The organism is Actibacterium ureilyticum (assembly GCF_002285435.1).
In the GTDB taxonomy this organism is placed as follows: domain Bacteria; phylum Pseudomonadota; class Alphaproteobacteria; order Rhodobacterales; family Rhodobacteraceae; genus Actibacterium_C; species Actibacterium_C ureilyticum.
The window spans coordinates 1,212,888-1,235,925 of the sequence record NZ_NSBT01000037.1; the positions used below are offsets into that span (position 1 = coordinate 1,212,888).

Here is a 23,038-nt window from a genome sequence, read left to right on the forward strand (position 1 = left end):
AACGAATTTCCTATGCGACCTTGGCGTCCAACATGTCGGACCGGGCGATGGCGCTGTCCATGGCAGAGAGGTTCAGCAGGCGCCGTTCCAGCACCTCCATTTGGCTCTGGATCCGGTACACCATCCGCTGCTGCATCTGGGGATCCTTGGCGATCTGCTCGAACTCGGCCTTGGTCTGCTTCAGGCGGTGCGTCCGCTCGGTCAGGCCGACCTCGACCATCCGCAGCATGGTCTGGATCCGGGCCAGACCGGCGCTGGCGCGTTCGACCTGCGCCTCGTTATAGGCCGACAGGATCTTTTCGATCGGCGGACGCAGTTCCAGTGCCGCGATGCTGCGCAGCGCCGCGATGGACTTGTCGACATCGATCGATTTCTGACGCCAGAACGCCCAGCCGCGCCCGCTGACCAGATCGACGCGCAGCGTCTGCTTGGCCAGGGTCAGCGTCGAGTTGAAGCCATCGAACGGCAGGTCATCGAGCGAGATGTTTTCCAGCGCATCGTCGAAATGCTCCTTGATCTCCTGCCGGCAGGCTTCGATGCAGTTGCTCAGCGGCACGTCAATGGACGCGCGCGACTTGGCATAGCTTTGCACCACTTCCTTTTCCATCCGGCCCTGAAGCGGCAAGGTGCTGATATCCAGCGTGTTGCCGTTGCTGCCGGTGACATTCGACCGGAACACACGTTCCTCGAACACCGGTTTCTGTTCGTCGACGAAGGTTTCGATGTGAAAGACCAGCTTCGCCTCGAGCTTGGACCAGTATTTGTTCAGGACCTTTTCGATCTGCTGGTTCGCGTTTTCCAGGTTCGATTCCAGATTGGCCTGAACCGACTGGATGTCCGCGATCTCGCTTTCCATCTCTTCCACGACCATGGCCGCGACTTCGCTGTTCACGCTTTCGACCTGCTGCTGCAACGAATCCCGCTCGCGCTTGGTCACGAATTGCACCGCGTTCAGCTCGGCGCGGATGTCGCTGCGGAACTGGTCCAGATGGCGGCTGCCCAGACCCTCGTCGATCAGCGTCGACAGGGCGGATTTCACCTCGTGCAGGCCCGACGCCAGAATCAGACGGTCACGGGGATCTTCGGGCACCTGCCGATAGGTCGCCTCCAGGAAGCGGTGCAGCTCGGGGCTGTCCAGCTCACGGATTTCGGCCTCGGATTCAGGATCGGTGCGCATGGCCAGATCGGCCATGTAGCCGCTGCCCGCCAGCAGGGTGAAATCGATGTCCGGGATCGCGGCCTTCAGCCGGTTTTCCACGTCGCTCATCACGCGCGGCAGCTCGACGCTGTAATTGTCCAGCTCGTCGATGCGGTTGACGAAGATCATCACCTCTTTCGAATCCTGCTTGGCCAGGATCCGGATCAGCGCGACATCGACATCCGTCAGCGGCTGATGCGCCGACAGCACCACGATAAAGGCGTCCGAATGGTCCAGGCTGCGGCAAGTGAATTCGTCACGCACCAGGAACGGGTCGTTCACGCCGGGCGTATCGGTCAGGATCGTCGGCACCTGGAATTCCGGCAGCCGCATGTAGACATTGGCCACCTTGGTCAAGGCCGCATACCGGCCAAGGGATTCCCGCGCCAGCCCGTCATGCGAGCCGGGGCCGGCGCAGACATAGCGTTTCAGCAGGTCGGGCGACAGAAAGTCGTAATCGTGATGGGTGCCCAGCAGGGTCTTGAAATGCTTGCCCAAACGGCGTTCGGCCCGGTCGCGCATCTCGGCGCTTTGCTGGCGCAGAACCTCGGTGTCGAAACCCGGCAGAAGCTGTTCGGTCAGCTTGCGGATCTTCGACCCGCCGTTCACGATCTCTTCCCAGTCGCTGTCATCGAAGAATTCGAACCGGGCGCCCGAGATCGGGTCGGTCGGCACGTTGATGCGGATGTTGGTCACGACAGAGGTCCACGGATTCACATCCGAGGGCAGGAAATCATGCTGGTGCAGGAACGCGTTCAGAAACGTCGATTTCCCGGCCTTCACCTGTCCGATCACGGCAACGCGCGCGGCCCAGTTGTCCAGACGTTCACGCAGATCGCGGAAGTTCTGACGAGTATCGCGGCCGGCGAATTTTTCGAGGTTCTCGAGTGTGTCGCGCAGGAAATCCAGTTCCTGGCGCTGCTTCGGCGCAATCTTCATACCTGACTCCTACTCACTAAACTCTGGATCTGATCATGGACCGAGCCAACTTCGGCATCGTCCTCGTCGGAATCGTCTTCCAGGGAAACATCCGCCTCATCGAGCTGGTCGATGAAACGCTCTACACAAGACAACAGGGCCTGGGCGTCGGTCACGTCCACACCATCGGAAATTTCAGCCCACAGGGCACGCGCCTTGCCGCCGGACGGACCCTTGCCGGCCGCGTCGGACAGATCGGCGCCCGCGGGGTTCAGCGCAAGGATGGTGGCCGTGCGGACGGCTTCTTCCCCGACCTCGGACGCGGGCGCGGTCAGCACAAGCGGCGCGGCAGGCGCATCTTTCGGCGCTTCGGCCTCGGGCGTCGCGGCGACCTCTTCGGTCTGCGCTTCGGGCGCGTCCTGCGCCTCGGCCTCGTCGGCCTTGCGGCGGGCGGCGCTGACACGGCGCGGCTTTACCGGCGTTGCGTCGGCCTGCACGGCCCGCTTGCGCGATGCCTCGGCAAAGGTCTTGACGGTATCGTTGCGGGCACCGGGGAAGGCGTCCAGCGTTTCGGCCATCTCCAGGATATGCGCACGCACCGTGGCCAGATCATCGGTATCCAGCAGCGACGCCAGCATGAAATGGTCGAAATACTTTCCGGCCTCGCGCTTCGTCCGGCGCAGCACGCGGTCACGGGCGCGGGTATCGGGCAGACGGTCCGCATGGGTGATCAGCAGGGTCGCGTTGGCGCGCAGATGGCCGGGCATCTCGTCCCAGACCGCCTTCTCGCTCTGACGCCACGCCTGGGTGGCATTCGTGCACCACACCACCACATCGGCATAGTCCAGCATCCGCTCCCAGCATTCCGAAGGGATGTTGGGGTCCGAGTTGCCGGGGGTGTCGATCAGCTCGACCGTGTCCAGGAAATCGGAGCCCGACCCCAGCATGCAATACAGGGTTTCGGACACAGAGATACCGTCGAACCCGTCGCGTTCCTGCACCTGGCCATCCAGATCGACAGCGGATTTCGCATCCCCGCCCTGCATGATCCACACCGGCGGCAATGCGGTCGATGTCACGTTCGACGGCAGGATCATCTGACCCAGAAGGCCGTTGATCAACTGCGTCTTGCCGGCGCTGAACTCTCCGGCGATCAGGACGCGTGGCTTGCGTTTTGCCGAAGACGGATCTGCTTTCGTGGTTCCTTCAGGTCTTTTCATGCCGACAGCTTCCCTAGTTGTGCACCCCAGTCACTGCCCGTTTTTTCTTTATTTTCAAAACTTTCAAGGATCGCCTTGCAGAACATGGACTGATCCATCGCGAAGTTCTCGATCACCTCGCGCGTGTTGGCGATTGCCGGATCGAAAAAGTCGTTCAGCAGGTCCTCGATCAGCGGCGTGGTCTCGGAGATGATCACCTCGCGATACCGCTTCTCGGCCGCATTCTTCTTGCCGAACCGCCAGAATTTCCGCCACCAGGTCCCCTGCAGGTCCAGCGACAGCGTCCGCGCCAGGACGGTCGGCGGCTTGTGCTGCGCCTGTTCCGGGAACTCGATGCTGGCGCCTTCGCGGAAGACACCCATTTCGCTCTGCAACAGGTCCTGAACGTCCTCGACGATCTGATCGAACGCCGATTCCCCCTCGCGGCGCAGCTTGGCGCAGGCCGCGTTGAACCCGGTTTTCATCATCATCCGCAGGCTGGTCGGATCGTGGTCCCACGACCCGGTTTCGCCAAAGGTTTCCAGATGCGATTGCAGCGCCTCCACCGCCGAGGCGACGAAGGTCATCTGTGCCCGCTCCAGCCGCTCGCGCAGATGCGCGCGCACCTCGCCCGCACGGGTGTCGAAATCGCCCAGCGCCTTGTCACGGATATCGGCCAGCTTCAGCGACAGCTCGGCCGAGGTGAAGGTGAACTCGAACTGATCGGCATCCCGGCGCGCGGCGACGTTTTCGACGGTCTCGCTCATGCTCAGGATGTTTTCGATCTGGGTCTCGATGTCGCGCAGGAATGCCAGGCCTTGGCCGTGGACAACGCGATTGGCGATGGCCCGGTGCAGCGCGGGGATGCCCGATGCCTCCATCGCGGCCTGGCGCAGCGCCTCGGGCGTGGCCAGGTCGGTGCCGTCGTTCATGCGTTCCAGCGACGCCTTGCTGGCGGGCATCATCGCGTCGATATCGCCCAGCGCGCAATTGGCCCAATAGCCGCTACCGAACAGGATTTCGATATCGTCGCCGACACCCAGATGGTTCAGCGTGCGGCTGATCGAGCTACGGATCTTGGCCTGCTCGCCCACGGGATCGGGCAGTTCGTCGATCCGGTTGACGAAGATCAGGACATCGCGCGCCTCGACGCTGCAGATGATCCGCAACAGGGCCACGTCCATCGTCGACAGCGCCTGATGCGCCGACAGGACGACAACACAGACACGGCTGTCCGAGATGGCGTTCAGCGTGATCTGTTCACGCATCATGAAGGTGTCGTTCACGCCCGGCGTATCGCGCAGGCACAGACCTTGCGGGAAGCCCGGCAGATCCAGATACAGGTCCGCCGATTTCGTCAGATCGGCATAGACGCCTTCGTCTGCGCCCTCGGCCAGTTCGTCGGGATCGCCATAGCAGATATAGCGGTCGACGGTGTCCTTCTCGATCTCGGGATAGGCGTGGCTGCTGCCGATCAGCGTGTTGAATTCGTCGCCCAGACGCTCTTCGGTGGTCTGGCGCATCTCGGTGACCTGCGCGCGCACCTCTTCGACTTCGGTCTCGAAGCCCGCGCGATCGGCCATTTCGCCCAGACGGCCGCCGGTTGCCACCAGGCGGTCCCATTCATGCTGGTCGAAAAAGCGGAACAGCGCCCGGGTGTTCGGCGGGCGGTAGCGGCTGTTGAGGTGGACAGAGGTGATGACCGAGGTCCAGGGGTTCACGTCCGACGGCAGAAGATCGGTCTTGCCGACCAGCGCATTCATCAGCGTGCTCTTGCCGGCCTTGATCTGACCGATGACGCTGACCGAAGGTTCGAACGAGCGGATCTGTTCAAGGACACGCTCCAGCGGATCCTCGACAAAGCTCAGCGCGCATTCCGAAAAGTCCTGAAGCTTGACCTCAAGATCAGACAAATCGTCCCAAAAAGCGTTCAGCTCTTCGAAACCCTCGCCGTGATTCTTCTGGACGGACTCATCCGATGTCATAGGTGGCGCCTCCGCTGCAGCAGAAGCCCCTCGAACCCAGAGATGACCTGCTGTTACTCGTGATACAAAACGTTTTTTTGTGGCCCGGCCGTCGGGGCCGGGCCACAAGGAATATCAGAAAGGCTTAGACTTTCAGCTTGCCTTCGACCTGCTTCACGCTCAGGCGCGCCATACCCAGGTTGGCGGTCTTGCGGTCGACGGCCAGGTAGACGAAGACGGCCGGGTTCGACGCCAGCGGGCGGATCAGGTGCAGCTGGGTACCCAGGGTGATCAGGATATCTTCGATGTGATCGTCCAGGCCCAAGGCCTTCATCGCGGCATTCTTGGCGCGAACGACTTCGGTGTTTGCAGCACCGGCTGCTTCCAGGTCGAACTTGGCGTTGCCCTGCTCGGCCGCCAGCATCAGACCGCTTTCACTGTCGACAAGGCATGCGCCAATGAAGCCAGCGACGTTTTTCAGCTCAGAGATATCGGTAGACATGTTAATATTCCGTTAATGGTTACGATGTTGTGGTTTTCATCGGTCGAAATGTTCTTTCTTGGGCACAAACGAGATCATTTTACGACACTATTCAAGACGAGAGCGGAACGACCGTTAAACGGATTCTTCGAAAGATTTCATTCACTTTAACGAATGCAATATTTTGTGCAAATGCAGAATGTGGCAAGACTGCCACTTTGTTCTGACATTTTCGCGAGTTTGTGACCGATCCTGCGCGGATCCGGCATGCGCGCCCCACGACGCCAGAGCATTTTTCGTTTTAGTTAACGGGACATAGGGTGTTCCGGCACGTTGACTGGGCGGAAACATGCCACTTCGGCCCCAGCGCCCGCCGGGGACAGGCGTGGCACCTGTGTCCGGCACTGATCCACCGCCCTGGGGCAGCGCGCGGCAAAGGCGCAACCGCGCGGCGGGTTCAGCGGATCGGGCAGCTCGGCGCCCTCGGCCTCGGGCGCGACAAGGGGTCGGCCGACCACCGGCGCGCTGTCGGCCAGCAACCGGGTATAGGGGTGTTTGGGCGCCGCGAAGATCTGTGCCGCCGGGCCGATTTCGACGACCGAGCCGAAATACAGCACCGCGATCCGGTCGCTGACGGCCTCGACCACCGCAAGGTCGTGGCTGATGAACAGATAGGTCAGGTCGAATTCCGTCCTGAGATCCGCCAGCAGATTCAGCACCTGCGCCTGCACCGAAACATCCAGCGCCGAGACCGGCTCGTCCAGAATCAGGATGCGCGCATTGGCCGCCAACGTCCGGGCGATTCCGATCCGCTGCGCCTGCCCGCCCGAGAATTCATGCGGGTACCGGTCCAGGAATTCCGGCCGCAGGTTCACGCTTTCGAAGATCTCCAATATACGCTGGCGCCGATCCGCCGCGGACATGCGGTGCAGCCGCTTCAGCGGCGCCTCCATGATCTGACGGATGGTCTTGCGCGGGTTCAGCGACGCGATCGGGTCCTGAAACACGTATTGGATGCGCTTGCCGAAATCGGCGGGGTCGGCATTGTCCAGAACCGCGCCGTCGATTTCGATCCGGCCGGTCGTGGGCTCCAGCAACCCCACCAGCATCCGGGCCAGCGTCGACTTTCCGCAGCCCGATTCCCCCACGATGCCCAATGTCTGCCCCTGCGGCACCGACAGCGTGATCGGATGAACCGCCCGGACCGCACCGGTCCGCCGCCCCAGAAGCGACCGGCCCACGCCAAAGGTCTTGGACAGATCCGTCAGCTTCAGCGCATCCGTCATGGCGTGGCCTCCTGGCTTTGGGGCACCGGATAGAGGCACCGGACCGCGTGGGTGCCATGCCGCTCCAGCGGGATACCCGCGCGGCGGCAGGCCGCTTGCACCTGCTGGCAGCGGTCGGCAAAGGCGCAGCCCTGCGGCAGGTTGTCGACCACCGGGGGCAGGCCCGGGATCGCCTCGAGCCGCCGCTTGCCCGCGCCCAGTTCGGGCACGCAGGCCATCAGCCGCGCGGTATAGGGGTGGCGCGGGGCACGCAGGATGTCCGAGGTCAGCCCCTCTTCGACGATCCGGCCCGCATACATCACGCCCACACGGTCACACAGCTGCGCGACCACGCCGAAATCATGGGTGATGAAGATGATCGCCAGGCCGCGCGACCGGCGCAGGTCGTCCAGGATCGTCAGCACCTGCGCCTGAACCGTCACGTCCAGCGCGGTGGTGGGCTCGTCGGCGATGATCACATCGGGATCGTTGGCCAGCGCCATGGCGATCCCCACACGTTGCCGCATGCCGCCCGACATCTCATGCGGGAAATCGGTGATGCGCTTCTCGGGGTTGGGAATGCGCACCGCACGCAGCAGCTCCACCGCCTTGGCCCGCCCCGCCGCGCGACCGATGGGCCGGTGGGCGCGGATCGCCTCGATCAGCTGATCGCCGACGCGGTACAGCGGATGCAGCGTCGAAAGCGGGTCCTGAAAGATATAGGATACAGACCGCCCGCGAATGTCGCGCAACCGCCCATAGGGCGCACCGATCAGGTCGTGACCGTCGTAATAGGCCGCGCCGCCGGTGATGACCCCGGGGGGCGAGGCGACCAGCCCCATGATCGACAGCGCGGTGACGGATTTGCCCGAACCGCTTTCGCCGATGATGCCCAGACATTCGCCCTTGCGGACATGCAGATCGACACCGCCGACGGCGCGATAAACGCGGTTGCGGACGTGAAACTGGGTTTCCAGCGCCGCGACCTCCAGCAGGCCCGCGCCGCTGGGCGGCGGCGGTGTCTGCGCCCGGTCAACCCGCGTGGCGGCCATCGGGCGCGACAGCGCGCCGGATTTCAGGCGCGGGTCCAGCGCGTCGCGCACCCCGTCGCCCAGCAGGTTTATCGACATGACGATGATCAGGATCATCACCCCCGGCACGATGGAGGTATGCGGATTGGTGATCAGCGCCGAGCGCGCCTCGCCCAGCATCGAGCCCAGATCGGCCTGCGGCGGTTGCGACCCCAGCCCCAGAAAGGACAGGCCAGCGGTTTCCAGGATCATCCAGCCGATGGTGGTCGACATCGCGATGACAATGACCGGGATCACGTTGGGCAGGATCTCGGACAGGATGATCCGGCGGTTCGACAGCCCGGCCAGACGGGCGGCATCGACGAATTCCTTGTGCGCGATGCCCACGGTGATGCCCCGGATGTTGCGGGCGAAGAACGGCACATTGACCGCCGCCACGGCGATCAGGGCGTTGAACAATCCCGGACCCAGCGCGGCGACGATGGCCAGCGCCAGCAGGATATAGGGAAACGCCATCAGCATATCGACGCCGCGCATGATGATGTTGTCGGTCCGCCCGCCATAGAACCCCGCCACGATCCCGATGGCCGCGCCGATGGTTGCGGCGGCGATCGCGGCGGCAAAGCCCACGGCCAGCGACAGGCGCGTGCCCCACAAAAGCCGCGACAGCAGATCCCGGCCCAGATGATCGGTGCCCAGCAGCGCGCCCGGTGAAAGGGGCGGCTGGAACCGTTGCGCGGTGTTCGTGACATCGGGATCGGCCAGCGGCAGCACCGGCACCGCCAGCGCCAGCAGCACCACACAGACCAGCACGACGCCCCCGGCCAGCGCCAGCCGGTTGCGGGCCAGAAGCGCGACAAAGGCCGTCATGTCTTGATCCTTGGGTCAAGCAGGCTTTGCGCGACATCGACCGCGATGTTGAACAGCACGTAACACGCCGCCACCAGCACCACCCCGCCCTGTACCAGCAGGATGTCGCGTTTAAGGATGGCGTCGACCAGCATCCGCCCCACGCCGGGCCACTGGAACACCATCTCGATATAGACCGCGCCGGACAGCACGAAGCCCGCCTGGATCCCCAGCACCGGAATGATCGCGACCATCGCGGCCTTGAGCGCATGGCGCCAGATCACCCCGCGTTCGCTCACACCCTTGGCGCGCGCGGTGCGGATGAAATCCTGGCGCAGCACTTCCAGCATGGCCGACCGCGACAGCCGGGCCACCACCCCCGTCGCCACCACCGCCAGCGCAAAGGCCGGCATTGCCAGATGGGTCAGCAGCACCGACAGGCTGCGCGCGCCATAGATCGGCCACATCCCCGAAACCGGGAACCAGCGCAGGTTCACCGCAAAAAGCAGGATCATCATCATGCCCAGAAAGAAGGACGGGATCGAAATGCCCAGAAGCACCGCGAATGTGATCGCCTTATCTGCCAGCCCGTACTGGTTGGCGGCCGACACCACGCCCGCCGCGACACCCAGCACCGCGCACAGAACAAACGCCGTGCCCGCCAGCACCAGCGTGGCGCCGAACCGTTCAAGCACCTCGTCCAGCACCGGCCGGTTCAGCGCAAAGGACGTGCCGAAATCGCCCTGCAGCATATTGCCCAGCCAGATGAAATATTGCTGCACCAGCGGCTTGTCCAAGCCCAGATCGCGGTTCAGCTTGGCGACGTTTTCGGGTGTGGCATAGCTGCCCAGGATGGCGGTCGCCGGGTCGCCCGGGATCAGCGCCATAATCAGAAAGACAATCACCGTGATGCCGATCAGGACCGGAACCGCCGAAAGAAGCCGTTTGAGGATGTAACCGGTCACCGATGCCCCCTTGGCTGGTTGCGGGCCGGGGCGGGCGGTTCAGCCAGCCCCGGCACCCCGGGTTCAGTTCTTGACCACGTCGTCCAGCAACAGGAAGAACGACGGCTGCAACGCAAAGTTTTCGACCCGGTCGCTGGTCACGGCGTTCTGCTTCCAGTTGGCGACAAAGACCCACGGGGCGTCTTCCTGCACGATGGCCTGCATCTCGCGGTACAGCACGGCGCGTTCGTCCTGGTCGGTGGCGACGCGGGCCGCTTCCAGAAGCGCGTCGACCTGGGGGTTGGAATAATAGCCCGAGTTGAAGCCGCCCTCTTCCGGCCAGGCGCCCGTACGCAGGGCCAGGAACGGCAGCGTATCGGGATCGTTGGTCATCCACGCCATCTCGGCCATGTCGGCCTTGCCCTCAAGGCCCGGGTTCACCTCGCCCAGGAAGGTGTTCCATTCATAGGTCTCGATCTTCACGTCGAACCCCACCGCCTGTAGGTCGGCCTGGATCGCGGTGCCCATCGCGATCGGGTCCAGCATGCCCGATCCGCCCTCGGTCACGTAAAAGGTCAGCTCGGCCCCTTCGGCGCCAGCCTCGGCGATCAGGGCGCGCGCCTTGTCGGGGTCATAGGGATAGGGCGCCAGATCGGAATTATAGGCCCAGGCAAAGGCGGGCGGCGTGGGGCCAGCGGCGACCTCGGCGGTGCCTTCCAGAACCTCGTTCACCAGCGCCTCTTTGTTGACGGCGTAATTCGCCGCCTGACGGACGCGGACATCGCTGAACGGTCCTTCCTTGGCATTCAGGATCAGGAACCAGACATGCGGCCCGGCCTGTTCATGCACGGTATAACGCTCGCCCTGGAATTCCGACAGCGCGACCGGCGGAACCTCGACCATCAGGTCGATGCCACCGGCCAGCATTTCGGCGGTGCGGGTGTTGGCATCGGTGATCGGGCGAAAGGCCACGGCCTGCAATTCCGGCGCGCCATCCCAGTAATCGGGGTTCGCCTCGATCACCACCGCTTCGTTCGACCGCCATTCGGCAAAGGTGAACGGCCCGGTGCCCGACGGGTTGCGCCCGAAATCGGCGCCATGGGCTTCCACCGCGGCGGGCGACACGATCAGGCCCGTGGGATAGGCCAGGTTCGACAGAAAGGGCGCATAGGGCGCGTTCAGGGTGAACCGCACGGTCAGGTCATCGACCACCTCGGTCGTCTGAATGGCCGAGAAGAAGAAGGCCAGCGGGAACGGGCCGGTGTCGTGGAACGGGTGATCCTCGTTCAGCATCCGGTCGAAGTTGAACTTGACCGCCTGGGCGTTGAAATCGGACCCGTCGTGGAACTTCACCCCCGGGCGCAGCGCAAAGGTATAGACGGTGCCATCCTCGCTGATGTCCCAGCTTGTCGCCAGCGCCGGTTCGACCTGAAGCGTGCCGTCCTGGTAACGCACCAGCCCGTCATAGACATTCATCAGGATACGGAAATCGTTGACCGCCGTCACGGCGGCGGGATCCAGCGCCTTGGGCTCGGCGATCTGCCCCACGATCAGGACGCCCGGCGGGGTTTGCGCCGTGGCCCCCATTGTTGTCAAAGCCAGCGCGGCGCCAGCGGCCAGCAGCCCCCGGCGGGTGACGGTAAAGAGCGACATGGCGGTTTCCTCTCTGCTGCGTCAAATCTAATTTATCATGATAAATTGCATCAGGCCAAATTCTCATGATAAATTCAAGCCCGAGACTGTTCGGAGACGGTGATGACGATTTCGATCCTGGCTTTTGACGAAAAAACGAGCACATACGGCGGCGCCGCGACGACCGGAAGCCTGTGCGTGGGGGGCTGGGTGCTGCGCGGGGATGCCGAATCGGGGGTGTCGGCGTCTCAGGGATCGCTGCCCAGCACATTTTGGGGCACCGACGTGCTGGCGCGCATGCGCGGCGGCGACAGCGCGGCGGTCGCGGTCGATACGGTGGTTGCGGCCGATCCCGGCCGGGCCGAACGGCAGCTGTCGGCGCTGGACCCGACGGGCGGCACCGGCGCGTTCACCGGGCAGAACAGCCTGGGTGCGGCGGGCACGCGGTCGGCCACGCATGTGGTGGTGGCGGGAAACCTGTTGGCCTCGGACAAGGTACTGGAGGCATGCCTTGCCGGTTTTCAAGCGGCCGAGGGGGCGCTGGATCTGCGGCTTCTGGCGGCGCTTGATGCGGCGGCACATGCCGGGGGGGACAGGCGCGGTCTGTTATCGGCCGCGCTTCTGGTGGTGGCGCGGGATCGCCCGCCGCTGACCCTGCGGATCGATCATTCCGATACCCCGCTCAGCGCGCTGTCCGATCTGCACCGGCGCGCGACCCAGGGGGACTATGCCCGCTGGACCGCCCATGTGCCGACGCTGGACGATCCGACGCGGGCCAAGCCGTTCGCGACGTGATCATTCGGCGATGAAGCGTTTCATCACCTCGGCCTCTTGCGCGTCCATCAGGCTGCGCGCCATCTCCATGTGGCTTTTCATGACCGCGCGCGCCCGTTCCGCATCGCCCTGACGCAGCGCCGCGATCAGATCCGACTGGTGGCTGCGCCCGCGTTTCCAAAGCGCGTGGTTCGGTGTCGCATAAAGCCGCTTGTAGACCGTCAGATCGGTCAGAATCTGCGCCATGAAGCTGACGCAGAACCCCAGCAGCGCGTTGCTGCCGAAATCCGACAGCCGCGCATGAAACCGCAGCGACGCAACATGCTGGCGGCGTTCTTCCTCGGCATCGGCGGCGGCGTGAGCGTAATCCTGCATGATGGCTTCCAGCTCGGCCAGCTGCGCCTCGGTCAGGTTGCCGGCCAGGCTGGCGGCCAGCTCCGGTTCCAGCGCGATCCGCACCTGATAGATGTCGGCGATGGTCACGTCGCGGAAATAGAAATAGTTGGCCAGCAACGCCCCTGCCCGCTCGCGCGAGACCGCGCCGACGAAGCTGCCGCCGCCCGGGCCGGTCTTGGTCTCGACCAGACCTTGGGCCTGTAACAGGCGCATCGCCTCGCGGATGGTGCCCTTGGACATGCCGAACCGTTCGATCAGCTCTGCCTCGCCCGGCAGGCGGTCGCCCGGTTGCAAGCCGCGTTCCACCACCCAGTCCTTGATCGCATCGGCCACCCGCAACGGGCGCGAGCGCCGTGCGGCGCCCCGGGGGGGATGCGATGGGCCTGTGGTCATGCGGATGATCCCGGTCTGCGGAACGGTTTCTGGGCTTGTCCCGCAGGGAAACATATCGATCATGATAAATTCAAGGCCGACTTCCCCAACCCCGGCCCGACCCGCCGCCCGCTATTCCGCCATCGCGGCGGGCTTGGCCCAATCGTCCCAGCCGGTACCGGCGGTCATGACGGGCCCGTCCCAATCGAACGGGATCTGGTGGATCACCGTATCGTCGCCATCGATCAGCAGCACGAAATAGGCCGGGGCCATCGGCGCGCCCTTCAGCAATTCGGCCTCGGCCAGATCGGGGATCGACTGGTTGCCCGTCGATGGCACGCTGGCAAATTGCACCCCGGCATAGCGGCCATGGATCGGCGCATGCACATGCCCGAAATGGATATAGCCGATCTTGTCCGCATGTTCCGCGATCAGCGCGCGAAACGGCGCGCGGTCCTGCGCGACCATGGCGATCCGGTCCTCGGCCGGTAGACCCACAAGCATCGGGTTGTGATGCAGGAACAGTCGCGCCTTCTGGCATTGCGCCAGCTCTGCCCGAAGCCAGTCGCGCCGCGCGGCACAGAAATGGCCCGCATGGGTCCGCGTCCCGACCGTGTCTAGATAGATGAAACGCACGCCATCGATGGTCTCGGCGTGATTTATGAACCCGCTGGCATCGGCGGGGTGAGTGTCGAAAACCGCGCGGAACGTGGCGCGGTCATCGTGATTGCCGATCATCAGGCGTACCGGCATCGGCAGATCGGCAACCGCGTCGCGCAGCGCGGCATAGGCCGCCCGTTCGCCCCAATGCGCCAGATCGCCGGTGATGATGACCCGCGCGGCATCGACGTGATGTACGCAAATGTCGCTAAGCGCGCGTGCAAACCGTGCATGCGGGTCCAGCCCGCCCATGGCCTCGCCGGGGATCGTCAGGTGAATGTCCGAGATGTGAATGATCTTCATGGCCTTGCCTTGCCTGCGGGGTCGGCTGCGCGAAACGCTCCGCGCAGCCGACCGGTCGTGTCAGCCGTTGGGCAGCAGATCGGCCACTTCTTCGACCATCTCTTGCTGCAGCTCTTTCATGTCGGTCGCGTCGCCGGTGACGATGCGTTCGATCCCGTCATAGATCACCTGGGTGATCGCCAGCCCGTTATCGCCCGGATAGGCCTGCCAGTCGCGCAGCAGCGGCAACTGGTCGACCGCCGTCTGCTTGTTGGGGTTCTGGTCATAGAAATCGGCCAGGATCACCTCGTTCGCGGCCTTGTTCGGCGGCATGTAGCCGGTTGTCTTGGCGACCTCGGCCGCGCCTTCGCCGCTGGTGATGAATTTCAGCCAGGCCCAGGCGGCTTCCTGAACCTTCGGATCGTCCGAGGTCGAGGTCAGCATCGCCGCGTTCCCGCCCGCGGGCAGGCCCCTGGGGGTTTCGCCCATGCCCGGGAACGGCCCCGTGACCAGTTCGAAATCGCCCTGGCTGCGTTCCACCGCGCCCAGCGCCGAGGTCGACCAGAACATCATCCCGATCTCACCGGCCGAGAACGACGCCAGCGCGGCTTTCCATTCCAGGTTCTTCATCTCGCATTTGGTGAAGATTTCCTGCATCTGTTCCAGCGCGGCCAGCGCCTCGGGGCTGTCCAGAGTGACCTGGCCGTTTTCGACGATCGCCTTGTCCTGGCTCCACATCAACGCCTGGACGAACCAGTTACCGGTGATGTTCCAACCCCAGAAGACCGGGTTGTCGATGCCGTTGGCCTTCATGGACTCGCAGGCGCCGATCACCTCGTCCCAGGTGGTAGGCAGGGTGTCGATCCCGCCGGCCTCCAGGATATCCATGTTGTAATAGCCCACGGGCAGCGAGACCGAAAACGGCAGGCCATGCACCGCGCCGTCAAAGGTCGACAGCGACAGCATCGCCTGATGATAGCCTTCTTTTTCGAACGCGTCTTCCTTGGCGATGAAGGGTTCCAGCGATTTGGCGATGCCCTTGTCGACCAGAATCTGCTGGCGGTTCAGGCCCTGCATGGTGACATCGGGCAGGTTGCCCGAAACGGCCTCGCGCAGGATGGTGTTGGTGCCGTCTTCATAGCTTTCATAGGTGGCGCGGAACTTGACCTCGATATCGGGATGCGCGGCCTTGAAAGCGGGCATCATCGCCTCGTAGGTGACATCGAACAGGTGGCTATAGGGATAGGCGAATTCGATGGTGACGGTGTCTTCGGCGAAGACGGCCGTCGCGCTCAGCGCCAGGGCCGTTGCGGTGGCGGTCAGTTTCATGGGAGATGTCCTCTCTTGCCGGATCTTGGAGCCGGGATGTTTGCAGACAGGCGGCTCCGGGGGTTCATCCCTTGTGGGATTTCGGTTGCGGGGGGCTTGGCGCCCCCCGCGCTCATTTCATGCCGTTCAGCGTGATCCCTTCGACAAAGCGTTTCTGCGCCAGGATGAAGGCCACGATCAGCGGCGTGACGATCACCGTGGCGGTGGCCATCATCGGGCCGAAGAAGCTGCCATCGCCATCGCCCTTGAACTCGCGCAGGCCCAGCGGTGGGGTGAACAGGTCGCGGTTGCCCGTCACCACGATGCGCGGCCAGAAATAGTCGTTCCAATGCGCCACCACCGAAAAGATCGCGAACGCCATCAGCGCCGGGATCGCGGTGGGCAGCATCACCCGCCAGACGATGGCAAGCTCGCCCATCCCGTCCATGCGGGCGGCGTCGATCAGGTCGTCGGGCACGGTCATGAAGAATTGCCGCATCAGGAAGATGCCGAACACGCTGATCGTCCAGGGCACCACCAGCGCGGCATAGGTGTTGGTCAGCCCCAGCTTGGCCAGCATGATGTACAAAGGCAGGGCAATGGCATGAACGGGGATCAGCAGGCAGAACAGCACCAGCGCAAAGACCGCCTCGCGCCCCCAAAACCGCAGCTTGGCCAGGGCATAGGCCGCAGGCAGCGCCACGACCGCCTGGATCACGAAGATCGACGCGGTCACCAGCACCCCGTTCAACAGATAGCGCAGCAAGGGCGCCTGGGTGAACGCGCTTTTGTAATTGAAGACGACCGGGCGCAGGGAACAATCGGCCTCGGCCTCGGCCACCAGGGCGGCGCGGATGCCGTTGTCGTCCAGCCCGGCAAAGCGCGGCGCGGCGGCGGCGATGTCATCGCGGTTGGGATCGCGCAGCTTCACGCAGCGTTCATCCACCATCATCTCCTGACGACCGAAAAAGCCCCCCTCGCCCCGGTCGATCTCGCCCGGGCTTTTGAACGAATAGCTGACCATCATGTAGAAGGGCGCGATGACGACTATGGCGCCCAGGATCAGGATCAGATGTTTCCACCAGTCGCGCGTCATCCGTAATGCACCTTTCGTTCGACCAGCCAGCGCTGGATCAGGGTCAGGAACATGACGAAGATCAGGAACAGCACCGTGATCGCCGACCCGATGCCGATCAGGTTCTGCTGCACGCCCTTTTCGAAAATGGCGAACATCATGACATAGGTCGATTTGTTCGGCCCCCCGCCCTGCGGCCAGAAGGCCTCGACCGTGTCAAAGACCTGAAACGCGCGGATGCAGCTGATGGTCACCACGAACACGGTCGTCGGCCCCAGCGCGGGCCAGGTGACCAGGCGGAACCGGTCCCAGCCCGATTTCGCGCCGTCGATTTCGGCGGCGTGGTACAACTCGCGGTGCACGGCAGTCAGCCCGGCCAGGTACAGCACCATGTTGAAGCCGAACCCCTGCCAGATGCCGATGAAGCAGATCACCCAGATCGCATAGCGCTTGTCGCCCAGCCAGACCGGGAACCCGTCGGCGCAGCCGGTCGACAGGAACGGCCAGAGCCGCTCCAGCACCGTGCCACAGCCCATTTCCAGCGTGCGGTTGATCATCCCGATCGACGGGTGCAGCATGAATTCCCAGGCAATCGCCATCGCCAGAAGCGTGGCCATCACCGGCAGGAAATAGATCGTCTTATAGACCTCGCGGAACCGGCCCAGCGTATTGATCAGCAAGGCCGCGCCCAGACCCAGCCCGACCGAGATCGGCACCACCGTCGCCACATAGGTCAGTGTGGCGATGAACATCTTGGCGTAAGTGCTTCGGGTGAAAAGCTTTTCATAGTTGCGGGCGCCCACCCAATCGAAGCCGGAATTGCCCAGCGAATAGTTGCTGAAGGACAGCGCGGTCGCGATCACCACCGGCGCCAGCAGGATGACGATCATCAGAACCAGCGCCGGGGCGGTCAGAACCCATGCGGTGCGATGGCGCCGCGCCACGTGGTCCGGGGCGGCGGCGACGTGGGGCGGGGCGGGATGCGTCGCGACCATCTCAGGCCACCTCGACCCGGGCGGGGGCGGCGCGCGTGATCCCGCGCAGACGTGCGCCCGACGCGTCGAAGAGCAACGCCAGTTCGCGGTCGAATGACAACCCCACCGGCGTTCCCAGGCCCAGCGCAGCGCGTTGCTGCGCCGCGGCCCGCAGGGTGACACGCCGGCCCAGCCCCGGCACCTCGACCTGGGCGAAAAGCTCTGATCCCAGGTTCTCGATATGGGCGACATGGCCGCGTAGCGGCGCGTCGCCGCCGGACGCCAGACGCAGCGCCTCGGGCCTCAGCCCCAGCGAGGCGCCGCCCCTTGGCGCGTTCCGCGCCACCAGCCCCAGATCGCGGTCCAACAGGCTGACCCGCCCGTCGCCGTCCAGCTCGACCGGCAGGATGTTGATTTTGGGCGACCCGATGAATTCGGCAACCTCGATCGTGTCGGGGTCGTCATAGACCACATGCGGGGCGGCGCATTGCAGGATCCGGCCCCCCATCATCACCGCGATCCGGTCGGACATGGTCATCGCCTCGACCTGGTCATGGGTGACATAGATGAAGGTCGCCGCCAGCCGGCGGTGCAGCTCGGCGATCTCGGTCCGGGTCTGGACCCGCAGTTTGGCGTCCAGGTTCGACAGCGGCTCGTCCAGCAGAAAGGCCGCCGGATCACGCACCAGCGCCCGGCCCAGCGCGACACGCTGGCGCTGGCCGCCGGAAAGCTGCCCGGGTTTGCGGTGCAGCAGATGGCCGATTTCCAGCATCTGCGCGGCGCGGTCGACTTCTTGGTCGATGTCGCGCGCCAGCGCCCGCGCGCCGGGCATGAACCGGCCCAGAACCGGCAGGCGCTGCATCCCGCGCAACCGGCGCATCCTGAGCGGGACAGCGATGTTCTGGCCAACGCTCAGATGCGGATAAAGCGCATAGGACTGAAACACCATCGACAGATTGCGATCCGCGGCGCGCAGCCCCGCCACCGACTGGCCACCAATGCGGATATCGCCCGCGCATTGGGTTTCCAGCCCCGCAACGATGCGCAACAGCGTGGACTTGCCGCAGCCAGACGGCCCCACCAGCGAAACGAACTCGCCATCGGCAATGTCCAGCGACACCTGTCGCAGAACCTCGGTCTCGCCGAAGCGCTTGGTGATCTTGTCGATGCTCAGCCCGGCCATCATGATTCTCCTGCTGGTCAGGTGGTCATCTAAGGGGGCGGGCTTTCAGTTTTGTGACGACATATTAGTGAGATTAATGGCCGCTATCCTTTCGCCGGAAGGACCCGACAGAATGCGACCAAATCATCATCAGTTCATCGCCTTTGCCTATGTCGTGCGCGAAGGCAGCTTCTCGGGCGCGGCGGCGCGTCTGGGCGTCACGCAGTCGACCATCACCCAGCATGTGGCAAAGCTGGAACGGCAGGTGGGCACGCCGCTGCTGCTGCGCACCCGCGAGGGGGTATCGCTGACGCGCACGGGCCAGGAATTCTATGACCTGGCCGACCGGCTGGTGGCGCTGGACGCCGCGATTGCCGAGCGCGTCGAAGGGTTCGAGACCATGGAGCGCGGCCACCTGCAGATCATCGCCAACGCCCCCCTGCCCGCGCTGCGGATCATCGGCCGGTTCAGCCGCGCCTTTCCCGATGTCACCATCGAATTCGCCCTGCACGACTGGACCACCGCCCACCGGATCCTGCGCGACCGCCGCGCCGATGTGGGGGTGATCACCGACCCGCCCGAGGTCGAGGGCTGGGAAAAGGTGCCGCTTCAGGCGACACGCTATGTCGCCTATGTCCTGCCGGGGTCGGACAGCGCGCAAATGGCGGACATCCACCTGCGCGATCTGGCGCGGGACACGATCATCCTGCCCGAACACGGGTCGCTGACCGAACGCGTGCTGGCACGGGCGCGCCGCAAGCACGGCGTCGATTTCGCGCGGACCATCCGGATGGCAAGCTTTCCGCTGATGTGCGAGGCGGTGCTGCAAGGCGCGGGAACGGCCATTTTCCTGAGCGACAGCGGGCTGGTCGCGCGCGATCTGGTCGAGGTTCCGATCGTCGAGCTGGACCGCTATCACGAAACGGCCATCGTGGCGCCGCGGGACCGGGCCCGGCTGCGGCTTGTCGAAGCCTTTATCGCCGCGGCGGGGCAGCCGGCGCCGGGGGCTGGCGAAACCGTCAGCCGTCCCAGGTCATGGTCGTGAAATCCTCGCGAAAAGCGAAGCGTTCCAGATGCTTGTCGATCACGCTTTGCCCGGCGGGCACACGCTCGGGATCGTCGATATCCAGCCGCACGGTCAGGGCGGTGTCGTCCGCCTCGATCACGGCGACGCCCATCGGGAACTGACAGACCCCCTTGCTGGCGTCGTATTCAACTTCGATCTTGTGGGCGAAATGCTTGCACAATTGCTGCAGGTATTTCGAGGCATTGGGCGTTTCGAATCGCCCCTGAGAGACAGGCATCGCGTTCCCCTGTTGCGGTTGATCCGTGGCCTGTGTGCCGTGCGGCTGACAAAAAGGCAACAAAAACACTCGGATTTTGTCACACATCCCGAAATAGCGGCCCGGACCCGCCCGTGTGCCCTTGGATCGGCCGGTCACCATCGCTAGGGTCGCGCCATCCCTGCGGGCCGGGCCCGCACGAGACACTGCCAGACAGCCCGTTCCCCGAACCAGCTCTCCAGCCGAAAACCGAATACCTAGCTGGGGAAAAGCATGACACTGACAACCAAAACCAGGCTTTTGATGGCCGTATCCTGTCTGACCGTGACGGCTGCGCAGGCGCAAGAGGCCGCGCCGGTCGACCTGGGAACCATCCGCATCGAAGCCGCCGACGCGCAGGCGCTGCTGGGCAACGACACCGTCACCGAGGACGAGATCGAACAGCGCAACCCGAACTCCGTCGCCGATGTCTTCGTCGGTGAAAGCTCGGTCACCGTCAGCGGCGGCGCGGCCATCGCGCAAAAGGTCATCGTGAACGGGATCGAGGAAAGCCAGCTGTCGGTCACCATCGACGGCGCGCGCCAGAACAAGGGCGCGTTTCACCACACCGGCAACGTGCTGATCGACCCCGCGCTGCTGAAGAAGGTCGAGATCAGCAAGGGCCTGGCGCCCGCCGATGCCGGTCCGGGCGCGCTGGCCGGGGCCATCGCATATGAGACCAAGGATGCCGGCGACCTGCTGGAACCGGGCGACGATTTCGGCGGTCAGTTGACCCTGGGCACGGATACAAATGCCGGGGGCCTGCGGTCGACCCTGTCGATCTTTGGCCGCCAGGGGGGCTTTGAATACGTGCTGAGCGGCACCCGCCACGACAGCGACGATTACGAGGATGGCGACGGCACCACGATCCAGGGCACCGGCGCCGATCTGACCGACTATATCGCCAAGCTGGCCTATGAAAGCCCGACGGGCCACCGGTTCAGCTTTGCCTCGTCCAAGACCGAGGATACCGGCGAGCGCATCGGCCAGACGCGCGGCGGGCTGACCTTCATCCGTCCCGACTTTGCCAGCGTCGTCGGGTTGGACAGTGAACTGGTCGAGGCGCTGGCGCGGCGCACCTCGCACACGCTGAGCTATCGCAACACCCGCCCCGAGGGCTGGTTCGCCCCCGAGGTACAGCTGACCTGGAACGAGCAGAAGGTCGATGTGATCGGCTCGGTCGGGACCAACACCAGCTTCAGCGGGACGTTCAAGAACGAATTCCAGCTGGGCAACGGCACGCTGACCGCCGGGCTCGACTTTTTCCGCGACACCGCGGAAAGCGATGCCTCGACCGGCGACAGCGGCAAGGAAACGCACAAGAATGTCGGCCTGTTCGCACAGGCGCGGCAGGACCTCAGCGACCGGGTCTCGGTGTCCTATGGCGCGCGCTATGACGTGCAGGATTTCGAAGGCGCCGATGGCAGCGATTTCGATGACAGCGGTGTCAGCGTGAATGGCGCGGTCGATGTCATCCTGACCGACACGCTGACCTTCAACGCCGGTATCGCGTCCAGCTGGGGCGGGTACGAGCTGGGCGAGGCCGCGCTGGTCAATTTCCGCACGCCCTGGTCCTATGACGGGTTCGGCACCGCGCGGGCGCGCGCGGGCCGGGTCGGGCTGCGGTTCGACAATGGCACCTGGCAGGCATCGGGCGCGGTCTTCCGGACCGAGGTCGACAATATCCACAACGTCTTCGGCTCGGACCGGTCCGAGACCCAGAACCTCGTCTCGCGCGGGTATGAGGCATCGCTGGGCTATCGCACCGACCGCGGCTTCGCGCGGCTGAACTATACCTATGCCGATGTCGATCTGGATGACGAAACGATCACGACCACGTCCTATTACCTGGGCCGTCCGATCGGGCATCTGTTCGCGCTGGAAACCGGCTGGGACATGCAGAACGGCTGGATGGTCGGCGGCTCGGCCGAGCTGGCGCTGGACAATGACGACACCGAGATCGAGCTGGACGGCTACGAGGTGTTCAACGCCTATGTCAGCTACACCCCGCCCAGCATGGAAAACCTCGAGGTGCGGTTCGATGTCCGCAACATCTTCGACGAAACCTATGCCAAGCGCAGCTCGGACGGGCTGGATGCGACCAATGTCGTCGCCCTGACCGAGCCCGGCCGGACCTTTGCCCTGACGGCCAAGATCCGCTTCTGAGCGATCTCGCGGGGGCGGCGATCCGTGCCGCCCCCGCAACCCCACGGCCCCGGCGGCAGGCGTCCCAGATTGGGGTTGCACCCGCCCCCGCACGCATCCTAATCAGGAACAGAGTTTCCACAGCCACTCCGTTCCGGATCAGCCAGCTCTTTCAACTGAATCGGGACGTCCACCATGAAATCCGCCCTTTTCGCAGGCTGCATCGTGGCCCTTGCCGCAACAGCCACCTTTGCCGAAATCACCGTCACCACCGCAACCGGCGCCGTCACGCTGGCCGCGCCGCCGCAGACGGTTGCGGCCTATGACGTTGCGGCCATCGACACGATGACCGCGCTTGATATCGCGGTGACGGGCGCGCCCGCGACGCTTTATGTCAGCTATCTGGACAGCGTGGCGCAGGATGCCGCGCCGGTCGGCACGCTGTTCGAACCCGATTACGAGAAACTGGCGATCCTGGCGCCCGACCTGATCGTGGTCGGTTCGCGCAGTTCGGAACTGGCCGACCCGCTGTCGCGCGTGGCGCCGGTGATCGACATGTCGATCGCGGGCACCGGCATCCTGGACCAGACCCGCGCCCGCATCGCAGCCTTTGGCACGCTCTTCGGCAAAGAGGACCGCGCCACCGCGCTTGCCGCCACGCTGGACCAGAAGCTCGGCGATGCAAGGGCGGCTGTCCATGGCAAGGGCAACGCGCTGATCGTCCTGACCAACGGAAACAAGATTTCCGCATTCGGCGAAGGCTCGCGCTTTGGCTGGCTGCACACCGATTTGGGCCTGCCGATGGCGGCACAGGGGCTGGCGGCGGAAACCCATGGCCAGGCGATCTCGTTCGAGTTCATCGAACAAACCGACCCCGACTGGCTGATCGTCATCGACCGGGGCGCCGCCATCGGGCAAGAGGGCGCGGCCCAGGCCACCCTGGACAACCCGCTGGTGGCAAAGACCCGCGCGGCGCAATCGGGGCAGATTGTCTATCTGGATGCGGCGCCGATCTATGTCGCCGGTGGCGGGGCGATGTCGGTCATGCGCACGCTTGACGAACTGACGGCCGCCGTCGGGGGCTGAG

Annotated in this window: 19 protein-coding genes; 4 read left to right on the forward strand and 15 right to left on the reverse strand. The window is 64.4% G+C overall.

Annotated features, from left to right (window positions below; all coding sequences use genetic code 11):
- Nucleotides 1-10 precede the first annotated feature (10 nt).
- From CLM60_RS19025 to CLM60_RS19060, 8 genes are all read right to left on the reverse strand, one after another.
- Nucleotides 11-2,137: a dynamin family protein gene (locus CLM60_RS19025; protein ID WP_095590643.1), complete on the reverse strand. Its 2,127-nt coding sequence runs from the start codon at nt 2,135-2,137 to the stop codon at nt 11-13.
- The gene (locus CLM60_RS19030; protein WP_141246561.1) at nt 2,134-3,336 is read right to left on the reverse strand and encodes a P-loop NTPase family protein; all 1,203 of its coding nucleotides are present in this window, start codon (nt 3,334-3,336) and stop codon (nt 2,134-2,136) included. Before CLM60_RS19030 ends, CLM60_RS19025 begins: the two co-directional genes overlap by 4 nt.
- Nucleotides 3,333-5,300 (reverse strand): dynamin family protein, encoded by a 1,968-nt coding sequence (locus CLM60_RS19035; RefSeq protein ID WP_095590645.1) that lies wholly within the window; start codon nt 5,298-5,300, stop codon nt 3,333-3,335. Before CLM60_RS19035 ends, CLM60_RS19030 begins: the two co-directional genes overlap by 4 nt.
- Before the next feature lie 124 nt (nt 5,301-5,424).
- Nucleotides 5,425-5,781: a roadblock/LC7 domain-containing protein gene (locus CLM60_RS19040; RefSeq protein WP_095590646.1), complete on the reverse strand. Its 357-nt coding sequence runs from the start codon at nt 5,779-5,781 to the stop codon at nt 5,425-5,427.
- Nucleotides 5,782-6,065: 284 nt separating this feature from the next.
- On the reverse strand, nt 6,066-7,046 hold the full coding sequence (locus CLM60_RS19045; RefSeq protein WP_095590647.1) for an ABC transporter ATP-binding protein: 981 nt from the start codon (nt 7,044-7,046) through the stop codon (nt 6,066-6,068).
- Nucleotides 7,043-8,926 (reverse strand): dipeptide/oligopeptide/nickel ABC transporter permease/ATP-binding protein, encoded by a 1,884-nt coding sequence (locus tag CLM60_RS19050; protein WP_095590648.1) that lies wholly within the window; start codon nt 8,924-8,926, stop codon nt 7,043-7,045. Before CLM60_RS19050 ends, CLM60_RS19045 begins: the two co-directional genes overlap by 4 nt.
- Nucleotides 8,923-9,870 (reverse strand): ABC transporter permease, encoded by a 948-nt coding sequence (locus CLM60_RS19055; RefSeq protein ID WP_095590649.1) that lies wholly within the window; start codon nt 9,868-9,870, stop codon nt 8,923-8,925. Before CLM60_RS19055 ends, CLM60_RS19050 begins: the two co-directional genes overlap by 4 nt.
- Before the next feature lie 63 nt (nt 9,871-9,933).
- Complete coding sequence (locus CLM60_RS19060) at nt 9,934-11,502, reverse strand: ABC transporter substrate-binding protein (RefSeq protein WP_095590650.1); 1,569 nt, start codon at nt 11,500-11,502, stop codon at nt 9,934-9,936.
- Nucleotides 11,503-11,604: 102 nt separating this feature from the next.
- Between CLM60_RS19060 and CLM60_RS19065 the strand changes: the two genes are divergently transcribed.
- Complete coding sequence (locus CLM60_RS19065) at nt 11,605-12,276, forward strand: DUF1028 domain-containing protein (RefSeq protein ID WP_095590651.1); 672 nt, start codon at nt 11,605-11,607, stop codon at nt 12,274-12,276.
- Here CLM60_RS19065 and CLM60_RS19070 read toward each other — a convergent pair whose 3' ends face one another.
- The 6 genes from CLM60_RS19070 to CLM60_RS19095 all read right to left on the reverse strand — a co-directional run bounded on the left by CLM60_RS19070 (nt 12,277) and on the right by CLM60_RS19095 (nt 18,505).
- Nucleotides 12,277-13,044 carry a FadR/GntR family transcriptional regulator gene (locus CLM60_RS19070; RefSeq protein ID WP_245848491.1) on the reverse strand — a complete coding sequence of 256 codons (768 nt, stop codon included), beginning with the start codon at nt 13,042-13,044 and terminating at the stop codon, nt 12,277-12,279.
- 111 nt (nt 13,045-13,155) lie between these two features.
- Entirely contained in the window at nt 13,156-13,986 is an 831-nt protein-coding gene (locus tag CLM60_RS19075) for a metallophosphoesterase (protein ID WP_095590652.1), read from the reverse strand.
- A gap of 60 nt (nt 13,987-14,046) precedes the next feature.
- Complete coding sequence (locus tag CLM60_RS19080; protein WP_095590653.1) at nt 14,047-15,294, reverse strand: ABC transporter substrate-binding protein; 1,248 nt, start codon at nt 15,292-15,294, stop codon at nt 14,047-14,049.
- A 112-nt stretch (nt 15,295-15,406) separates the two neighbouring features.
- A complete protein-coding gene (locus CLM60_RS19085) occupies nt 15,407-16,369 on the reverse strand; it encodes a carbohydrate ABC transporter permease (protein WP_095590654.1) in 963 nt (320 codons plus the stop codon).
- Complete coding sequence (locus tag CLM60_RS19090; RefSeq protein ID WP_095590655.1) at nt 16,366-17,343, reverse strand: carbohydrate ABC transporter permease; 978 nt, start codon at nt 17,341-17,343, stop codon at nt 16,366-16,368. Before CLM60_RS19090 ends, CLM60_RS19085 begins: the two co-directional genes overlap by 4 nt.
- Nucleotide 17,344: 1 nt before the next feature.
- Nucleotides 17,345-18,505 (reverse strand): ABC transporter ATP-binding protein, encoded by a 1,161-nt coding sequence (locus tag CLM60_RS19095; protein ID WP_095590792.1) that lies wholly within the window; start codon nt 18,503-18,505, stop codon nt 17,345-17,347.
- A 112-nt stretch (nt 18,506-18,617) separates the two neighbouring features.
- On the opposite strand from CLM60_RS19095, the gene CLM60_RS19100 reads away from it, so the two are divergent.
- Nucleotides 18,618-19,529: a LysR family transcriptional regulator gene (locus tag CLM60_RS19100; RefSeq protein ID WP_095590656.1), complete on the forward strand. Its 912-nt coding sequence runs from the start codon at nt 18,618-18,620 to the stop codon at nt 19,527-19,529.
- Here the strand turns inward: CLM60_RS19100 and CLM60_RS19105 are convergent.
- The gene (locus CLM60_RS19105; protein ID WP_095590793.1) at nt 19,504-19,788 is read right to left on the reverse strand and encodes a DUF2218 domain-containing protein; all 285 of its coding nucleotides are present in this window, start codon (nt 19,786-19,788) and stop codon (nt 19,504-19,506) included. The two genes, CLM60_RS19100 and CLM60_RS19105, sit on opposite strands and share 26 nt — an antisense overlap.
- Before the next feature lie 252 nt (nt 19,789-20,040).
- Between CLM60_RS19105 and CLM60_RS19110 the strand changes: the two genes are divergently transcribed.
- Nucleotides 20,041-21,972: a TonB-dependent receptor domain-containing protein gene (locus CLM60_RS19110; protein WP_095590657.1), complete on the forward strand. Its 1,932-nt coding sequence runs from the start codon at nt 20,041-20,043 to the stop codon at nt 21,970-21,972.
- 174 nt (nt 21,973-22,146) lie between these two features.
- Nucleotides 22,147-23,037, forward strand: a complete 891-nt coding sequence (locus CLM60_RS19115) for a siderophore ABC transporter substrate-binding protein (RefSeq protein ID WP_095590658.1) — start codon at nt 22,147-22,149, stop codon at nt 23,035-23,037.
- Nucleotide 23,038: the final 1 nt, after the last annotated feature.